Below are 16,534 nucleotides of genomic sequence, written 5' to 3'. Positions count from 1 at the left end.
GAGGCAGACCGCTTCTCGCTTGATGGCCTGGACGAACACCGGCTCGATCCGCGGCCCGCAGGGTGTACCGGGGCCTGCGGGAAGCCCCGGCCCGGCCGGAAGCCCAGGCGCGGCTGGTCCGGCTGGAGAGCAGGGTGTTGCCGGAGTTGAGGGCAGCCCAGGCAGCCCTGGCGGGGCAGGCCCGGCGGGGCCTGCTGGACCTTCTGGCCCTGCCGGTGGCCCTGGCCCCCAGGGACCGGCGGGCACCGGCATCAACCTCAGGGGTTCGGTGGCCACCTTTGGCGATCTGCCCAGTACTGGCCAGCAGCAGGGCGATGCCTATGTGGTTTCAGCTGAGAACGACAAGCTCTACGTCTGGGATGCGGCGCAGCCGGGCTGGGTGGATGCCGGCGAGATCCAGGGGCCGGCAGGCCCTGCTGGCCCGCAAGGCCCTGCCGGCCCGACGGGGCCTGAGGGTGTTGGCGTCGTTGGCCCAGCTGGCGCTGCTGGCCAGCAGGGCATCCAGGGCGTGCCGGGAGTGCCTGGCGCCGCTGGCAGCGCTGGCAGCCGCGGCACGGGCTGGTTTGTGGGCACAGGCCCGCCGCTGGCTCAAATTGCGGGCTCGATCCCTGGTGATCTGTATCTCGACACCTTCACGGGCGAGGTGTATCAGCTTGGTGCTGGCCCTGCGGGTGTTCCTATAGGTGATCTTCCCTCGATTGGCTCTTCCTATCAGGGTGGCTATTACGGCGGCCTGATCTCCCAGAGCGCCAACGGCGTGGCCACCCATGCGCTGATCATTGCGCCAAAGGCGGCGGGGATGAGCAGCCAGCAGACCAAGACCTCGAACACGGCGAGCAGCGGAGCCGACAACAGCTTCGATGGCTTTGCCAACAGCGAGGCGGCCAAGGATGCGAGTCATCCGGCCAACGAATGGGCGCGGGGACTGACGATCGCAGGATTTGACGATTGGTATGTGCCGGCTCTCTATGAGCTGGAGATTCTCTATCGGCGTTTCAAGCCGACCAGTGATGAAGGCAACAATGATCAGTTCGGCACCAATGCTTATGCCGTGCCGCCATCGACGAATTACACCATTTCAAGCCCTGGCCGCACAGCTTTCATACCTTTCGAGCTAGGCGGTGCTGAGGCTTTCTTCGATGGGCAGATGAATACCTCGACGCAGAGTTCAGCAACAGAAGTGATTCTGCAGGACTGGTATTACGGCAACTGGTTCAGCAACAGCAAGACCTTCGCCCAGCAGACGCGGGCGATCCGCAAGATTGCGGTGATCCCCTGATGCCCACCTGGATCGCCCGGATCGACACGCCCCGCCGTGAGCTGCAGGAGGTGATCGTGCCGCTGCTGGTCGGCCCAGCGACCACGACGGTTGCCTTCGACGGTCTGGGCTCTGATGCTCTGATCCGGCGCGTGAACGTGAATCTGGCGAGCTGGATCACGCTCTACAACTCTGAGGCGGCCTTCCAGGCAGACCTGCTGCGGCCTCTTAACCAGGATCCAGAGCCTGGTAGCGGTGTGGTGGCCGACCTGCGCTTCCCGTCGCTGGGCGGTGGTGCATTGCTGCTGGCGCCAGGCACCAGTTACTCCAACGCCGAGCAGCCGCTGCAGAGGCGCTTACTGGCGCGGCTGCGGATCGAGGAGAGCGGTTCGCTCAACCCCGCTGCTGGCCATCGAGGCCGTGGTGCTCACCGATTGATGGCCGCAACCCTCTCCTACCTGCCACCGGCTGGCGCGACGCTCGACTGGCCCGATCTGGCCCGCCGCGCTGCTGCGCAGCTGGAGGCCTGGCTGGCGCTGGTGAACGGGCCGTTACCCACAGCATCAGATCACGGTGCTGCATGGCCCGGCGGATGACGCGGCTTGGTGCGGCTGGACGCTGCAGATCGAGAGCAAGCACGGCGCCTTGGTGGCCCAGATGTTGGCCGGCGGGCCGTTGTGTCCGGTGCCCGACCGGCAGAACCGTTTTGATGTCTGGTTCGGCCTGCTGGCCGATTACGACCCGCTCGATAGCTCGCGAGGTGTGCATGGTGTGGTGGACACCGCCGTAGCGACCGATGGTTTTGGCGCTACAGCCTTGATCACCAGTAATACGAGCTTGGCCAGTAACAGGCTGAGCCCAACAGCTGGGCCAAATCCTCCACATTTGCAGGACTACTTTGTCTTCTCTGGTGAGACAGAAGGCCAGGAGTATTTCGGCCTGTCGATGGCCAGCGCCAGCAGCTCGCAATCGAACCTGCTGTTTTTGATCACCCGTGAGGTGAGCGAGGGGCAATGGCTGGTGATGAGCTATCTGCAGAACGGCTGCACGATGATCGCCGATCGCTCAGCAGCTCCGGGTTTCCGTCAACTGATCCGCCTGGGCTCCCAGTGGCTGTGGCAGCCGATGCTCGGCACCTCGTTCGCCTGGCCGGTGGTGGTGAACTCGACGAGCTATGCGTTTTACCAGGGGCCGGTGATCATCGAGCCGGCCCTGGTGCTGCCGGCTGACTTTCTCTGCCGCGCCCTGCTGACCCCCTTGTGGACATCCCAGGTGGACACGGCTCCGCCGGGCCAGTTTGTTGTCACAGTCGGCGGCAACCTGGCCGTGCGCATCCCACCGCCATGACGCTCAGTGGTGGCCTGCGCACCTCGCCCCTGCTGGATTGGCAGAGCGCAGGCGGCACCGCGCCGTACTCCCAGTTCTTCTCGCGGCTGCTGGCCTTCATTGCCACGGTGAACGCCACGCCGGGCAATGAGAACGCCCAGCTGACGGTGCTCAAGCGCAACACCGATGCGACAGGCAGCCAACGAGGCATGGTGCTGCGGCTGCAGACCCCCACCGAGGACTGGGTGCTGCAGTGGGTGCATCCGGTCAGCGATCTGGAAACACCGCTGCTGCGGGTGGGTCGTGCCCGCAACTGGCTTGATGACGGCGGCAACGGCGGCTACGGCAGCTTGCTGAACGTGAGCGCCCTTGATCCGGCGGTGGATTGCCGCAACGGCGGCAGCAACGTGATGATCCCCAGCACTTGCTCCCCTGGCGTGTTGCTCTGGGCGCAGGACACAACGCCCGGGGCGGAGTGGTGGCTGTTCCATGCCGATTCGAGCGTGGTGCCGTTCGATCCCAACGGCGCGGCGAACGGGCGGCCCTGGACCTTTCTGCTCTTCCGCCAGGCCGGCACTGCCGGCTGGTGCGTGATGTTTCCGGCCCAGAATCCATCGGGCTGCCTGCTCAACCTGCAGCAGCAGTACGAGACGCTGCGCTCGAGCACGCAGTCGCTCGCGGGCTTCTCCGGCCTGGCCCGTTACGCGGCCCGCGGCGTGGCTGTGACCAGCAACACGCGCAGCAGCACCGGTGCGGTGAGCGAGAGCCCACAGGCTGCAGCCGCTGCCGCTGCGCTTCTGGATGGGCCGGGTTTCTGGTGGTGAATGGGCCTACCCCCAGCGGCTGGAACAGCAGTTCCGCACCCTCGACCTTGAGGGCGTGCGTTTGTTCCAGATCGGCCGGGCCTGGTTCCAGATGACCTGGCTGCAGATCGGCCTTGCTGAGCTGGCGCTGATGCCAGCGGTTGCGGGCTGGACGACGTTTGCGGCCTACGGCGGCTGGGTGGCTGGGATGACGGACCTGCTGCTGGTGCCAAATCTGCCGGCGTTCGATGACGCCCCGCCTCTGCCGCTCAATGGCACGAACCAAGCGTCTTACGTGCCAGCGGCATTGGCGATGGCCCATCCGCTGCAGCGCGCTTGGATGCTGGAGCTACTGCAGGACCCCCCTGATGGCGGTGGCCCTGGAGGCAGCAGCCGGCCAGAGGCAGGGGTGCTCTGGCCCCGGACGGTGGGGACATGAGCAGGGCTGGCGGGATCCAACTGCTCCCATCGCTGAACTGGCGCGGCCTGGCAGCGACTGACCCGTTTCCGCTGCTGATCGAGCGGCTTGCCGCCTTCATCGCCGTGGTGAATGCGGCCCCAGCGAACGCGGCCTCGCCGCTGGCGATCCTGCGGCAACCGAGCAGCTCACTTGCTGGCGTGCGCCGCGGCCTGGTGCTGCAACTGGGTGGGCCTGAGCAGAACTGGATCTGGTACTGGACGCAATCGACCACGGCTGAGGACTACTGGTCGGTCGTCAATCACGGCGGCCACAGCTCGCTCTACAACGACGGCAGCAACAACGACGGCTACGGCTCACTGAGTGATCCGTTCAGTGGCGAATGGTCACGCTGGGATCTGCGTGGCCCGAGCTCTGATCCGGCCTTGCAGTGCGATGCGATGCAGGCGCAGCCTGGAGCGTCGCTGCTGCTGTTCGCGCAGGACACAACGCTTGGGGCGGAATGGTTCCTGTTCAGCGGTGATGCGGCGGCGGCACCGATGCAGACCCACTTGAACCCGAACCCCTGGACGTTCCTGCTGGCCCGTCATGCCCCCAGCGGCCTGTGGAGTGTCTGCCTGCGGCAGTTGCAGGGCATGGCGCCCAACAGCCTGGGGCGGATGGGCAAGATTGTGCTGGCGCGCCCTGCTGTGCAGCTCTCTGCACTCAGTGCGCTGCAGCAGCGGCTGGTGAGCCGGGTGGCGCTGCAACCGGAAGCACGCATTCAGGTGCTGTCCTTCGGGCAGCTGGTTTATCAGGACGTGCCGGATGCCTTTTTGCTGAGCTTGCCGGCGCCGCTCTGGATCGGTCCGGTGAACAGCGATCCAGCGTTGTATCCAGAGCGGGCGATGCATGTCAACGGCCGGATCGAGCTGGCTGGTGGCCAGAGCTTGCTGCAGCTCGGCCGTGGCTTCAGTGTGGATTGGTGGCTGAGTGTGCCGGCGGGAAGCCTGCCGACCACGGCGCCGGGCTGGACCTCGTTCGCTGATTTCAGCTGGCGTGAGCGCAGCTCTGCGCTGATGCTCTATTTGATGCCCGTCAGCAGCGTGGTGTTGGCTGATCAGGGCGATCCGCGCGCTCAGGCCTACACGCCGCTGACGGCGCTGTGGCAGAACGCGCTGATGCGAGAGGCGGCGATTGAGCTGTTGAAGCTGCAGGGCGAGGAGGTCGAGCCCGGTGGTGGTGATGGCTCAGGCGCTGGCACGGGTTCGCCGCGGCCGAGCAGCGGGCTGCTGTGGCCCCGCCGGGTGGGTTGATGGACCCGCAGGATCAGGATCTGCAGATGGCCGGCCAGCAGGCTGGTGAGCCTGATCTGGCGGAGCAGATCGAGGGCTGGTACCGGAGCTAAGGCTGGGCCTTCAATCGGTCGCTGATCTGAGACCTCTCCGTTGGTTTGCGTACTTTTTGCGTACAAACGGTCCGAATCAGGGCTTTCTCAAGTGCTGAGATTCCTTGAGATCCCTTGGTATGATTGGATCGGGGCGACAGGATTCGAACCTGCGACCTAGTGCTCCCAAAGCACCCGCGCTACCAAGCTGCGCCACGCCCCGGTTTTCTGAGCTTACCTGGCGCCTAGCCAAGCAATTGCTCGCAGAGGGCCAGGCCGCTGCGCAGCGCTCCCTCGACGCGGCCCTGGCCAGGACCGGCCACACCATCGCCGCAGAAGGCAATCTGGCTGGAGGGGCAGAGCATGGTTGCGATGTCCAGTCCTGGCGGCAGCGGGAAGGCAGCCCGCCAGCGCATCAGCGACCGATCAGCGGCTGGTAGCGGGGCGGGGCCGAGCCAAATTGCCAAGGTTTCCATCAGGCGGTGGTACTGCTGCTGGATCCAGGCCTGGTCCTGCCCATCGCTCACCGTGGCGTCGGTGTGGAGCACCACGCCACAGCGGCCGTCAGGCAGTGGCTGAATCGACAGGCGCTGCCAACCCCAGTGCCGCTGGGGGGAATCAGCGAACTGCAACAGCTGAAATGGCAGCGCCCGCCAGGCCAGGGCGGCTTCGGCCTCGAAGCGCAGCAGCAGATTGCTGCGGGGCACGTAGCTGAGTGTGGCGATCGCCTCAAGCGCCTGACCCAGGGCAGGATCGGCGTCGGCAGCCTGGCGCAGGGGGATGTCGCTCCAGCCCATCACAGCGACGCTGCGGGGATGGGCCAGAAGGGTGCCGCTGAGCAGCAACCAATTGACAACAGCGAGTTGCTCACCGAGGGCGCCAAACAGCTGCCACTGTCCATCGGCTGTGCGCTCCAGGCGACGCACCAAAACACCGTAATGGCTGTCGATCAGGCCGCGGGCCGTGGCCAGTAGCCCGCGGCAGAGGCCATCGCTGCCGCCGCAGCCTCGATAGAGAAAGCCCTCTGTCAGGGGGGCGCTGACTTTGAGCTGAAAATTTCCTTGGCTATCGAGGCGGCCGATCGTTCCGGTCCAGGGCTCAATCCAGCCGCCAGTTTCCAGGGTCTCAAGCAGCGGCAGCGGCTCGAGGCCGCTGATGTTAAACAAGGGGGCGCCATGGTCAAGCCGCCAACTCGGATCAACGCGGCTGCGGCGGGTTGCGCAGCGGCCACCGGGGCCACGCCCCGCTTCCCAGAGGCTGATCTCCCCGTCGAAGCCGTTGTGGCGGAGGCCGGATGCCAATGCGCAACCGGAGACACCCGCACCAATCACCGCCACATGGTCCGACCTGTTGATCAGTGCATCAGCCCCGGCCAGGTGCCGGGATAACGCAAGGTGCGCCAGTCACCTCTGGGGGTGCTCACCTCGACGCCTATGCCGATTGGCTGCTCCACAGCACCTACCTGGTCTTGCCACCAATTAAGGGCTGCTTCCCAGGCGGCTTCCATCGATTCGAAATGGTCATCAAGCACGGGGTGGGGCGAGCATTGCTGATCCACCAGTCGGTAGAGGCGGCGGGAGCTTTCGTTCAAAACAGACCTGACGCTGAAAGAAGAGGACGCCATGGGGTGAGCTGAAGCATTTCCCCATTGTGGTGACTGTGCCAGCTGCTGACTGTCACCTTGATTACCGACGGTGTTGTTCGTTACCTCAACCCCGCGTTACGTCAACACAGCGATGCAGTCGATTTCGACACGGGCGCCCTTCGGCAGGGCCGCTACCTGAACGCAGGCCCGTGCCGGCGAGACCCCGGCTCCGAAGCTTTCGGCATAGATCTTGTTCACCGCGGCGAAATCGGCCAGATCCGCCAGAAACACCGTGGTGCGCACCACCTGCTGGGCGCTGCAGCCTGCGGCCGCCAGCACCGCTGCGAGGTTGGCCAGTACTTGCCGGGTTTCAGCTTCCACATCTCCGTCCCCAACCATGCCCCCCGTCGCCGGGTCCAGCGCGATCTGACCGGAGCAGAACAGCAGCGCTCCTGCCTTCACCGCCTGGTTGTAAGGACCGACCGGAGCAGGGGCCGCTGCCGTGTTGATCGCCTCAGGGACAGAAGCCAAGGGCATGGCAAGGGATGATGGGATCACGAGCCTACGGGTGTTCGGCTGCAGACCGACCGCGACATCGCCCTTGAATTCTTCCCCGATTGCCAGCCCGATTTCCTCCAGTGATTCCGGCTGGAGTGAAGCGCCTCATCGCGACCCGGCGCGTCTGGAAGACGTCTGGCATCGCTACGGGCAATCGCCTGCTGGGGACGACTGGATCCTCAAAGGCATTCACTTCAACCTGCGCCCGGGCGAACTGGTTGGCCTGCTGGGGCCATCGGGCTGCGGCAAAACCACCCTGCTCCGCCTGATCGCCGGTTTTGAGTGCCCCAGCCGTGGCCGAATCCTGATTCAGGGCCAGGAAGTGGCCGGGAGCCAGCGCTGGGTCGAGCCGGAGCGGCGCGGCGTTGGCATGGTCTTCCAGGATTACGCCCTCTTCCCCCATCTCGACGCCTGGCGCAACACCTGTTTCGGCCTGCGGCCACGCCAGGACCGCAGCCGGGCGAGCTGGCTGCTGGAGCTGCTCGGACTCAAGGGCCTGGAGCATCGCTTTCCGCACGAGCTCTCAGGAGGCCAGCGACAGCGGTTGGCCCTGGCCCGTGCCCTGGCGCCAGGGCCTGCGCTGTTGTTGCTCGATGAGCCCTTCTCCAACCTCGATGTGGATGTGCGCCTGCGCCTGCGCGGCGAGCTCCACGGTGTGCTGAGCCGCTGCGGGGCCAGCGGTGTGATCGTGACCCACGATCCCGAAGAGGCCCTGGCGATCTGTGATCGGGTGGCGGTGATGGAGGCGGGTCGCATCCATCAGTGCGCCAGCCCGCTTGAGTTGGTGACTGAACCGGCCAGTGCTTTTGTTGGGCGCTTCGTTCTGCAACGCAACCTGCTGCCGGCCCGTTGGCAGGGCGAGCGGCTGCTCACCCCGCTGGGCTGGCTGGAGCCGGCCCACTCCCAGGCCGGCAACGGGCAGATGGCTGAATCCAGCGATCTGGAGGTGTTGCTCGATCCCACTGGGCTGGAGTTAAGTGACGATCCCCAAGGCGATGCCTGGGTGACGGGCCGGGAATTCCTTGGTCGCGAATGGTTACTTCAGGTGCAACTCAGCCATCCGGGTCAAGCGCCGATCCAGTTGCGGCTGCGGCTGCCGCTGGATCAGGAGTTCAGCCACGGCCAGCGCTGCCGGCTGCGGCTGCGCCCCGGCCAGCCTGCCCTGCTCTTTCCCCAGGGACTCACCGTCCTGCCCGTTGCAGGCGATCCGCAACCAACTGAGCCGCAATTTGCCTAGGGCCTCAATCTGCCCCATAGCTTCAGCCTGCCCAGCTTTCCTTCTGGCGCCGCCGCTCGGCCAGCTCGGCTGGGTTCTGCGCCTGCAGAAACAGGTTGGTGGCGCGCTCCAAGGCGATCGTGCTGGGAATGGTCGAGGCGCCGGCCCGGCGCTTGGTGATCACCTCCAGCAGCCGTGCCTCGATCGCCGCCCTGCTGGCCAGCGCGCCAGCTGTGGCGACGCTGGCGGCCCAGCGCAGGTTGGCGAGCGTGTACTCGTGGGCGCACCAGACCCGGGTGTCGGCGGGCAGGGCAGCAAGGCTCTGCAACGAGCGCTGCATCTGCTCGGCACTGCCTTCAAACAAGCGCCCGCAGCCACCGGCGAACAGCGTGTCGCCGCAGAACAGTTCGCCGCTACCGCCGGGCACGGCCGGCAGGACATAGGCCAGGTGAGAGCGGGTGTGGCCGGGCACTGCCAGCACCTTGATGGTGCGACCGAGCAAGGTGAGCTCCTCACCGCCGTTGAGCGATCGGGTCTGGAAGGGGATGCGCTCGCGGTCGGCGGCGGCGGCGATCACCTGGGCGCCAGGCCATTCGGCCAGCAGCCCCGGGGTGCCGCCGATGTGATCGCTGTGGTGATGGGTCTGCAGCACCGCTTCGAGTTCCAGCCCGCGCTGCCGCAGCCAGCGGATCACCGCCGGCGCCACCGCCGGATCCACCACCACCGCCCGACGGCTGTTGTGCAGCACGAACACGTAGTTGTCGCTGAGCACAGGAATCAGGGCCACATCCACCGCCACGTCCACCGCCACATCAGCGGCCCGCTCGCTTCCGGTTGGGCCCATCGTTAAAGTCCAGATTGCGGTGTAGTTCCATGATCACCGTCGCTCTGGCCAAGGGGGCCCTGCTCAAGGATTCGGTGCGGCGCTTTGCTGCTGCCGGTCTGGATTTCAGCACCCTGCTTGATGACGACAATCGCCAACTGATGGTGCCCAGTCCCTGCGGCAAGGCCCGGGCCCTGCTGGTGCGCAATGCCGATGTGCCCGTGTATGTGGCCTACGGCCAGGCCCAGCTCGGCATCGTCGGTGACGATGTGCTGCGTGAGCACCAGTTGCCCGTGGCGCCCCTGCTCGACCTCGGTTTCGGTGGTTGTCGCATGGCGGTGGCCGTCAGGGCCAGCAGTGGCTACCGCCGCGCCGCCGATCTGCCGGCCCACTGCCGGGTGGCCAGCAAATTTGTGCGCTGCGCCGAAGTTTTCTTTGACCAGCTCGATCTGCCGGTGGAGCTGATTCAGCTCACCGGATCGGTGGAACTCGGTCCGATCACCGGCATGTCCGAGGCGATCGTCGATCTTGTGGCCACAGGCCGCACCCTGCGTGACAACGGCCTGGTGGCGATCGAAGACCTGTTCACCAGCACGGCCCGCCTGATCGGTCACCCGATCGCCCTGCGCCTCGATCAAGGGGAGCTGCAGTCGATTGTGGAGCGGATTGCTGCCACCTCAAGGCTGGCCAGCCCTGCGGGGGTGGCCTGATGGCCAGGCTTGATCGGGTCCGCCTGCAGCGGCTGCTGCCCTACCTGGGTCGCGACCGTCGCCGCCTGCTGCTCACCCTGCTGCTGCTGATTCCGGTGGCCTTGTCCTCCGCCATTCAGCCCCTGCTGGTGGGTCAGGCGATCTCGGTGTTGCGCCGGGAACCCACCCTCGGTTGGCTTACGGGTCTGGCGGTCCCCGAGGCGATGCGTCTGCTGGTGTTCCTGCTGCTTGGGGCCGTGTTGTTTCGGCTCGCTCTCCAGGGGGTCCAGAGCTACAGCGTGCAGGCGGTGGGACAGCGGCTGACGGCCCGGATCCGCAACGACCTGTTTCGCCACGCCATGGAGCTCTCGCTCCGCTTCCACGACCGAACCCCCGTGGGCAAGCTGCTCACCCGCCTCACCAGTGATGTCGATGCCCTTGCTGAAGTCTTCGGCAGCGGTGCGGTCGGGGTGTTGGCCGATCTGGTCACCCTGTTGGTGATCGCCATCACCATGCTCACGATCGAGGCTCGGCTCGGGGCCTTGCTGCTGGTGATCCAGATCCCCGTGGTGTTGTCGATTCTTTGGCTGCAGGGCCGCTACCGCAAGGCCAACTACCGCGTGCGGGAGGAGCTCAGCCAGCTCAACGCCGACCTGCAGGAAAACCTCCAGGGTCTGGAGGTGGTGCAGATGTTCCGGCGGGAGAGCACCAATGCCCAGCGCTTCTCCGTCACCACCGATGCCTACCGCAAGGCGGTGGGAGGCACGATTTTCTACGACAGCTCCATTTCGGCCTTCCTGGAATGGGTGTCCCTGACGGCCGTGGCCGTGGTGCTGGCTCTCGGTGGCTGGATGGTTACCACGGGGGCGATGGGGTTGGGCACCCTCACCACCTTCATCCTGTTCTCCCAGCGGCTGTTTGATCCGCTGCGCCAGTTGGCGGAACGCTTCACCCAGATCCAGGGCGGTCTCACGGCCGTCGAGCGGATCGGCGAGCTCCTCGAAGAACCGATTGAGATCAGCGACCTGGCCGAGTCCCAGCGCAGCCTTGCTGCCGTCCATTCCGGCCTGGAGCGCTCCAGCGCCGGCGAGGTGATCTTCGACAACGTCTCGTTTGCCTACCGCCCCGATGATCCGATCCTGAGCGACCTGAGTTTCCAGATCGCGCCTGGTGAGCATGTGGCCTTAGTCGGCCCCACCGGCGCTGGTAAAACCACCGTGATCCGCCTGCTCTGCCGCCTGTACGAGCCGCAACAGGGGCGGATCCTGCTCGATGGCATCGACATCCGCCAGTTGCCGATTGCCACCCTGCGCCAGCGCCTTGGTGTGGTTCTGCAGGACACCTTTCTGTTCAGCGGCAATGTGGCCGACAACCTGCGCCTCGATGCCGCCATCGACGACCAGGCCATGCTGGCGCTTTGTCGCGACCTGGGCCTTGAGGCGCTGCTGCGCCGGCTCCCCGATGGCCTGGCCACGGAACTGCGGGAGCGCGGCGGCAATCTTTCCTCCGGAGAACGGCAGCTGCTGTCGGTGGCCCGGGTCGCCATCCGCAATCCCTCGGTGCTGGTGATGGATGAGGCCACCGCCTTTCTCGATCCCTCCACCGAGGCCACCCTGCAGCGCGACCTCGACAGGCTGCTCAAGGCCCGCACGGCGATCGTGATTGCCCACCGCCTGGCCACTGTGGAGGCGGCTGATCGCATCCTGGTGCTGCGCAAGGGCCGGCTGATTGAGCAGGGCACCCACCAGCAACTACGCCGGCAGGGTGGCCTTTATGCCCAGTTGGCGGAACTTCAGGAGCGGGGATTGGTCAGGCTCTGAGCGCTGGGGAAGCCCTGGCCATCCCTGGTTCTGCCGCTGCCAGCGATCCGTTTTTCCAGCCAGGCGTCGATCAGGGCGGCCAGCTGGCGGGGGCTCTCGCGCATCGGCAGATGGCCGCAACCGTCGAGGACCGCCAGCTCATGCTGGTCGCTATAGCCGGCCAGGTGGCGCACGTAGCGGGGCTCCATCACCTGGTCACGGCTGCCGGCAATCCAGAGGCTCGGCACCTGAAGGGCGGCGGTGAGGCCTGGAATCTCGCGTACGGCCGCCCGGCTGGTGCTGCAGGCCAGCAGCCCCAGGGCGGCACGGCGATCAGCGATCAGGGGACTGCGGATCGAGGCGGTTCCCGGCCAGCCGGCCAGCCAGCCTGGCCGGAAGCGCAACAGGGCGGCGCCCCCCTGCCGCAGCCGGGCGAAGGCCCGTGGCTGGTAGACCCCTCCGCCGACGCCGATCTGGATCACCCCAAGCAAGTGGTCACCGAGCAGGGGAGCGGCATGCAGCGCCAGGCTGCCACCGAGTGAATGGCCCACCAGCACGATCGGTCTGTTGCCGGCCTGTTCCAGGCTGTGCTGGGCCACCCAGCGGCCGTAGCTGGCCAGGCTTGGCTGCAGGCCCCGGGGTCGGGGCCGCTGACCGAACCCCGGCAGATCGGGCGCCTCCACCCGCCAGCGGGGTGCCAGTTCCTCCAGCAGGGGATGCCAAAGCTGGCCGGAGAGCAGCCAGCCATGCAGGCAGATCAACAGGGGGTCGCCGGTGTTGCGTGCTGGCATCCCTTCAGCGTTGGTTGCCTTCCAGCCTGCAACGGCGCGCCGAGGATCGGGCAGGATCGTGCCATTGCGTTGCCGCGCCCCTCTGGTTTGGATTCCACCGACTTCCTGGCCAGTGCCTACGGCTCCCAGTTCCGGGTCTGCCCCACGCCCAATCCGAAGCTTCAGCTCGTCTTGAGCCTGGAGAGGGAGATTGATCTGCTCGAACTCGAGAGGCTCTGCGATGCCGTCGGTTGGAGCCGCCGGCCCCTGCGCCGCGTGCGCAAGGCGCTTGAGCACAGCTTGCTGCGGGTGGGGCTCTGGCGGCACGATCCACGCCTGCCGAAGCTGGTGGGCTTTGCCCGCTGCACCGGCGACGGTGTGTTGGAGGCCACGGTCTGGGATGTGGCGGTCCATCCCACCTACCAGGGGGCGGGGCTGGGCAAGGAGCTGATGGCTTTTGTGCTCGAGCAGCTGCGGCAGATGGAGGTGGAGCGCGTCACCCTGTTCGCTGACCCCGACGTGATCGGCTTCTACCAGCTGCAGGGTTGGCAGCTGGAGCCCCGTCAACGACGCTGCGCCTTCTGGTACTCCCCTTGAACGGCCTGGCTTTAAACGGTCGGGCCCTGCCAGGGGCCCAGATCCCCGGCACGATCGAGGTCGGCCGCCAGCGGCAGCAGGGCCGTCTCCAGGGCCAGGCCGGCAGCCACCTCCAGGGTCTGGTGCCGCACGGCCTGTCCGCCCCAGGCGATGCCGCAGAACAGGGCGGGATGGAAGCGGTTCATGCCGATCAACCAGTAGCCCCCGTCGAGGGCAGGCCCCAGCACCAGCGGTGCCCGCTCTAAGGCCGTAAACGCGCCCTGCAGATCCCGCCACTCCAGCCCGGGAAGGTCGGTGCCGATCAGCACCACCTGCCGGGCGCCCTCCCGGAAGGCGCGGCTGGTCTGACGCGCCATGCGCAGGCCGAGGCTGCCCTCACCCTGGAGGTTGAACCGATCGGCTCCGAGCGCGGCTGCCCAGCGCTTTGCGGCCCTCGGGCCCAGTCCAGCGACGGCCAGCAGGGTTTCGATCGGGGCTGCGGCCGTCGCGCAGCGCCGGGCGACCGCCAGGGTGTGGCCAGTGAGGCGTTGCTGGATCCGGGCCGCCATCGGCGCCCCAAGGCTGGCGGCCAGGCGCCGCTTGCAGCGACCGGGGGCTGGCCAGCGGCTCATCACCACCAAGCGCCTGGGGCCGCTGGCTGGAGCTGATCGGCGCGTCAACTGTCGCGGCTCAGCTCTGCCGGCCGCACGGTGAGATTGAGGCTCTGATCACCGCGGCGCACCCGCACCAGCAAATCCTTGCCGACCTTGCCCCTGTCCACGGCGAGCTGTACCTCGGTGGGGTTGCCGACCTGCTTGCCGTCCAACTGTTCGATCAGGTCGCAGGGCTCAAGTCCGCCCTTCTCGGCAGGGCTCCCCTCCAGCACTTCGACGATCACGACGCCATTGATTTCCGGCAAGCGGCACTTGGAGGCGGTGGCGTTGATCTCCCGGGCCAGCTGGGGGGTGAGCGCCTGCAGGCGCACACCGATGTAGGGGTGTGAGACCCGTCCTGTCTCGAGGATCTGGGCGGCGATCTGGCGAGCCAGATTCACCGGGATGGCGAAACTGAGGCCGGCGCCGGGCGCTTGCCGAATGGCGGTGTTGACACCGATCACCTGGCCGCCGGCATTGATCAGGGGACCGCCACTGTTGCCGGGATTAACGGCGGCATCGGTCTGGATGTAGGGCACCCGCTGACCTTCGCCAATCGCATTGGTGCGGTCGGTCGCGCTGATGATCCCGGCCGTCACCGTGTTGTCGAGTCCGAGGGGGTTGCCGATCGCGATCGCCCATTCCCCCGGCCGCACCTTGGAGGAATCGCCCAGGGGCGCCACCGGCAGGCCCGTCGCCACCACCTTGACCACAGCGATGTCGGTGAGCGGATCACTGCCCAGCACCTTGCCGTTGAAATTGCGCCCATCCGGCAGGGTGATGGACACCTCGTTGGTGCCTTCGACCACGTGGGCATTGGTGATGATCACGCCATCGGAGCGGGTGATGAAACCGGAGCCCTGGCCCTGCTGCTGCCGGATCGATGGGCTACTGCCGAAGAGGCCGCCGATGGGATTGATCACCCGTTTGACCGTGTCGATGCGCACGACCGCCGGACCCACCTTGTCGACGGCATCAACGATGAAGCGATTGCCGAGCTGCAGCGGGGCCGACGCCGGCGCATCGCTCACCTTGGCTGGCTCGGAAGGCTCAACCCTCTCCCTGACAAGGCTGGGGAGTTGCAGGTTGCAGCCTGCCAGCAGAAAACCGGTGCTGCCGGCCGCCAGCAAGCCACGGAGAAAAACGGCCTTGACGGTGGGCTGGGCAGAGGTCATGGCGGAGGGGGGGGCCAGGCTGAAAACCGCCGGGTGGAGGGCGGTCGTTCGCTGGTGATCTGCCTATATTCGGCCACTGTGTGACGAGGGGGAGGTGCAGGAGGGTCAGGAGCTGTGGCGCCAGGTACAGGAAGCACTCCAGGCCAATCTCAGCAAGCCCACCTTCGAAACCTGGATCCGGCCGGCCCGTTGCTCCGGATTCAGTGATGGACGCCTGCTTCTCGAGGCTCCCAACAGCTTTGCCTGTGGCTGGCTGCGCAAGAATTATCTGACCACGATCGAGGCGGTGGCCTCCGAGTTGGCCGGCCAGCATCTGCGGGTGGAGGTCCAGACAGCCGTGGGTCCCGCCGCGGATCTGGGCCTCGACGGCGGCGCTGGCGGTGGCGCTGGAGTTGTGGAGGCAACCTCCCTGCATGCTGCTGGTGGGTCCGCTCCGGCTTCCATGCACGCCGGCCCAGCACCGCGGGGGGAAACGCCCCGCCGTCCCGCTCCTGGCCTGAACCCCCGCTACGTGTTCAACCGCTTTGTGGTGGGGCCGAACAGCCGCATGGCCCACGCCGCCTCGCTGGCGGTGGCCGAAGCACCCGGCCGCGAGTTCAATCCCCTCTTCCTCTGTGGTGGTGTGGGCCTGGGTAAAACCCACCTGATGCAGGCGATCGGCCACTACCGCGTCGAGATCGATCCCGACGCCCGGGTGTTTTACGTCTCCACCGAGTCGTTCACCAACGACCTGATCCAGGCGATCCGCAAGGACGGCATGCAGAAATTCCGCGACCGCTACCGGGCCGCCGATCTGATCCTGGTCGATGACATCCAGTTCATCGAAGGCAAGGAGTACACCCAGGAGGAGTTCTTCCACACCTTCAATGCCCTGCATGAGGCGGGCCGTCAGATCGTGATCGCCAGCGATCGCCCCCCCAGCCAGATTCCGCGCTTGCAGGAGCGGCTGATCTCGCGGTTTTCGATGGGCCTGATCGCTGACATCCAGGCCCCCGATCTGGAGACCCGCATGGCGATCCTCCACAAGAAAGCTGAGCAGGAGCGGATGTCGTTGCCCCGCGATCTCATCCAATACCTGGCGGGTCGTTTCACCTCCAACATCCGTGAACTGGAGGGTGCCCTCACCCGGGCCGTCGCCTTCGCCTCGATCACCGGACTGCCGATGACGGTGGAATCGGTGGCGCCGATGCTCGATCCTGTCGGCAATGAGGTCGTGGTGACCCCCCAGCAGGTGATCGAGAAGGTGGCCGAGGTCTTCGGCATCGGCGTTGAAGAGATGCGCAGCAGCAGCCGCAAACGGGCTGTCAGCCAGGCGCGGCAGATGGGCATGTACCTGATGCGCCAGAGCACCGATCTGAGCCTGCCCCGTATTGGTGATGCCTTCGGCGGCAAGGACCACAGCACGGTGATGTATGCCGTTGAGCAGATCGAGAAGAAGCTGGCGATCGATCCATCCCTGGCCCGCCAGTTGCAACAGGTGCGCGATCTGCTTCAGATCGACTGCCGCCGCCGCCGCTGA

At 66.4% G+C, this 16,534-nt stretch carries 18 protein-coding genes and 1 tRNA gene; 11 read left to right on the top strand and 8 right to left on the bottom strand.

The genetic code is table 11. From position 1 onward, the window contains the following. Positions 1-22 precede the first annotated feature (22 nt). Genes BM449_RS15115 through BM449_RS00070 form a run of 6 tightly spaced genes read left to right on the top strand, consistent with a single transcriptional unit; the run spans position 23 to position 5,100 of the window. Entirely contained in the window at positions 23-1,279 is a 1,257-nt protein-coding gene (locus BM449_RS15115) for a collagen-like protein (RefSeq protein ID WP_071799578.1), read from the top strand. Then, positions 1,279-1,854: a hypothetical protein gene (locus tag BM449_RS00090; RefSeq protein WP_071799577.1), complete on the top strand. Its 576-nt coding sequence runs from the start codon at positions 1,279-1,281 to the stop codon at positions 1,852-1,854. Before BM449_RS15115 ends, BM449_RS00090 begins: the two co-directional genes overlap by 1 nt. Further along, the gene (locus BM449_RS00085) at positions 1,832-2,605 is read left to right on the top strand and encodes a hypothetical protein (protein ID WP_071799576.1); all 774 of its coding nucleotides are present in this window, start codon (positions 1,832-1,834) and stop codon (positions 2,603-2,605) included. The genes BM449_RS00090 and BM449_RS00085 overlap by 23 nt, the downstream gene beginning before the upstream one ends. Beyond that, positions 2,602-3,408 (top strand): hypothetical protein, encoded by an 807-nt coding sequence (locus BM449_RS00080; protein WP_071799575.1) that lies wholly within the window; start codon positions 2,602-2,604, stop codon positions 3,406-3,408. Before BM449_RS00085 ends, BM449_RS00080 begins: the two co-directional genes overlap by 4 nt. Then, complete coding sequence (locus BM449_RS00075; protein WP_071799574.1) at positions 3,386-3,826, top strand: hypothetical protein; 441 nt, start codon at positions 3,386-3,388, stop codon at positions 3,824-3,826. Before BM449_RS00080 ends, BM449_RS00075 begins: the two co-directional genes overlap by 23 nt. Continuing rightward, positions 3,823-5,100, top strand: a complete 1,278-nt coding sequence (locus BM449_RS00070) for a hypothetical protein (RefSeq protein WP_071799573.1) — start codon at positions 3,823-3,825, stop codon at positions 5,098-5,100. Before BM449_RS00075 ends, BM449_RS00070 begins: the two co-directional genes overlap by 4 nt. Before the next feature lie 220 nt (positions 5,101-5,320). Here the strand turns inward: BM449_RS00070 and BM449_RS00065 are convergent. From BM449_RS00065 to BM449_RS00050, 4 genes are all read right to left on the bottom strand, one after another. After that, positions 5,321-5,394: transfer RNA gene (locus tag BM449_RS00065), tRNA-Pro, on the bottom strand. Positions 5,395-5,416: 22 nt separating this feature from the next. Continuing rightward, the gene (locus BM449_RS00060; protein ID WP_083544585.1) at positions 5,417-6,502 is read right to left on the bottom strand and encodes an NAD(P)-binding protein; all 1,086 of its coding nucleotides are present in this window, start codon (positions 6,500-6,502) and stop codon (positions 5,417-5,419) included. A 23-nt stretch (positions 6,503-6,525) separates the two neighbouring features. Next, the gene (locus tag BM449_RS00055) at positions 6,526-6,795 is read right to left on the bottom strand and encodes a hypothetical protein (protein WP_071799571.1); all 270 of its coding nucleotides are present in this window, start codon (positions 6,793-6,795) and stop codon (positions 6,526-6,528) included. 96 nt (positions 6,796-6,891) lie between these two features. Then, positions 6,892-7,293 (bottom strand): Rid family detoxifying hydrolase, encoded by a 402-nt coding sequence (locus tag BM449_RS00050; protein ID WP_071799570.1) that lies wholly within the window; start codon positions 7,291-7,293, stop codon positions 6,892-6,894. Between the two features lie 145 nt (positions 7,294-7,438). Between BM449_RS00050 and BM449_RS00045 the strand changes: the two genes are divergently transcribed. After that, positions 7,439-8,551, top strand: coding sequence for an ABC transporter ATP-binding protein (locus BM449_RS00045; RefSeq protein ID WP_071801789.1), 1,113 nt, complete (start codon positions 7,439-7,441; stop codon positions 8,549-8,551). A 22-nt stretch (positions 8,552-8,573) separates the two neighbouring features. Here the strand turns inward: BM449_RS00045 and gloB are convergent, their stop codons facing one another. Continuing rightward, positions 8,574-9,374 carry a hydroxyacylglutathione hydrolase gene (gloB, locus tag BM449_RS00040; protein ID WP_071799569.1) on the bottom strand — a complete coding sequence of 267 codons (801 nt, stop codon included), beginning with the start codon at positions 9,372-9,374 and terminating at the stop codon, positions 8,574-8,576. A 29-nt stretch (positions 9,375-9,403) separates the two neighbouring features. On the opposite strand from gloB, the gene hisG reads away from it, so the two are divergent. Together hisG and BM449_RS00030 are read left to right on the top strand one after the other, a co-directional pair. After that, the gene (hisG, locus tag BM449_RS00035) at positions 9,404-10,063 is read left to right on the top strand and encodes an ATP phosphoribosyltransferase (RefSeq protein ID WP_071799568.1); all 660 of its coding nucleotides are present in this window, start codon (positions 9,404-9,406) and stop codon (positions 10,061-10,063) included. After that, positions 10,063-11,862 carry an ABC transporter ATP-binding protein gene (locus BM449_RS00030; RefSeq protein ID WP_071799567.1) on the top strand — a complete coding sequence of 600 codons (1,800 nt, stop codon included), beginning with the start codon at positions 10,063-10,065 and terminating at the stop codon, positions 11,860-11,862. Before hisG ends, BM449_RS00030 begins: the two co-directional genes overlap by 1 nt. On the opposite strand, the gene BM449_RS00025 is transcribed toward BM449_RS00030, so the two are convergent. Then, on the bottom strand, positions 11,835-12,632 hold the full coding sequence (locus tag BM449_RS00025; protein ID WP_071799566.1) for an alpha/beta hydrolase: 798 nt from the start codon (positions 12,630-12,632) through the stop codon (positions 11,835-11,837). The two genes, BM449_RS00030 and BM449_RS00025, sit on opposite strands and share 28 nt — an antisense overlap. 105 nt (positions 12,633-12,737) lie before the next feature. Here BM449_RS00025 and BM449_RS00020 point away from each other — a divergent pair, with 105 nt between their 5' ends. Further along, positions 12,738-13,208 carry a GNAT family N-acetyltransferase gene (locus BM449_RS00020; protein WP_233831387.1) on the top strand — a complete coding sequence of 157 codons (471 nt, stop codon included), beginning with the start codon at positions 12,738-12,740 and terminating at the stop codon, positions 13,206-13,208. Between the two features lie 11 nt (positions 13,209-13,219). Here the strand turns inward: BM449_RS00020 and BM449_RS00015 are convergent, their stop codons facing one another. Next, entirely contained in the window at positions 13,220-13,867 is a 648-nt protein-coding gene (locus BM449_RS00015; RefSeq protein ID WP_233830843.1) for a TIGR04282 family arsenosugar biosynthesis glycosyltransferase, read from the bottom strand. Beyond that, positions 13,864-15,015 carry a trypsin-like peptidase domain-containing protein gene (locus BM449_RS00010; protein WP_071799564.1) on the bottom strand — a complete coding sequence of 384 codons (1,152 nt, stop codon included), beginning with the start codon at positions 15,013-15,015 and terminating at the stop codon, positions 13,864-13,866. Before BM449_RS00010 ends, BM449_RS00015 begins: the two co-directional genes overlap by 4 nt. Before the next feature lie 94 nt (positions 15,016-15,109). Between BM449_RS00010 and dnaA the strand changes: the two genes are divergently transcribed. Then, positions 15,110-16,534 (top strand): chromosomal replication initiator protein DnaA, encoded by a 1,425-nt coding sequence (dnaA, locus tag BM449_RS00005; RefSeq protein ID WP_071799563.1) that lies wholly within the window; start codon positions 15,110-15,112, stop codon positions 16,532-16,534.

Source organism: Synechococcus sp. SynAce01 (genome assembly GCF_001885215.1).
Lineage (GTDB): Bacteria > Cyanobacteriota > Cyanobacteriia > PCC-6307 > Cyanobiaceae > Regnicoccus > Regnicoccus frigidus.
This window is presented reverse-complemented; position numbering and strand designations above follow the sequence as displayed.

Coding starts and splice junctions, on each gene's coding strand:
- BM449_RS15115 (WP_071799578.1), top strand. CDS start 23: ATGGCCTGGACGAACACCGGCTCGATCCGCGGCCCGCAGGGTGTACCG.
- BM449_RS00090 (WP_071799577.1), top strand. CDS start 1,279: ATGCCCACCTGGATCGCCCGGATCGACACGCCCCGCCGTGAGCTGCAG.
- BM449_RS00080 (WP_071799575.1), top strand. CDS start 2,602: ATGACGCTCAGTGGTGGCCTGCGCACCTCGCCCCTGCTGGATTGGCAG.
- BM449_RS00075 (WP_071799574.1), top strand. CDS start 3,386: ATGGGCCGGGTTTCTGGTGGTGAATGGGCCTACCCCCAGCGGCTGGAA.
- BM449_RS00070 (WP_071799573.1), top strand. CDS start 3,823: ATGAGCAGGGCTGGCGGGATCCAACTGCTCCCATCGCTGAACTGGCGC.
- BM449_RS00055 (WP_071799571.1), bottom strand. CDS start 6,795: ATGGCGTCCTCTTCTTTCAGCGTCAGGTCTGTTTTGAACGAAAGCTCC.
- BM449_RS00050 (WP_071799570.1), bottom strand. CDS start 7,293: ATGCCCTTGGCTTCTGTCCCTGAGGCGATCAACACGGCAGCGGCCCCT.
- gloB (WP_071799569.1), bottom strand. CDS start 9,374: ATGGGCCCAACCGGAAGCGAGCGGGCCGCTGATGTGGCGGTGGACGTG.
- hisG (WP_071799568.1), top strand. CDS start 9,404: ATGATCACCGTCGCTCTGGCCAAGGGGGCCCTGCTCAAGGATTCGGTG.
- BM449_RS00030 (WP_071799567.1), top strand. CDS start 10,063: ATGGCCAGGCTTGATCGGGTCCGCCTGCAGCGGCTGCTGCCCTACCTG.
- BM449_RS00025 (WP_071799566.1), bottom strand. CDS start 12,632: ATGCCAGCACGCAACACCGGCGACCCCCTGTTGATCTGCCTGCATGGC.
- BM449_RS00010 (WP_071799564.1), bottom strand. CDS start 15,015: ATGACCTCTGCCCAGCCCACCGTCAAGGCCGTTTTTCTCCGTGGCTTG.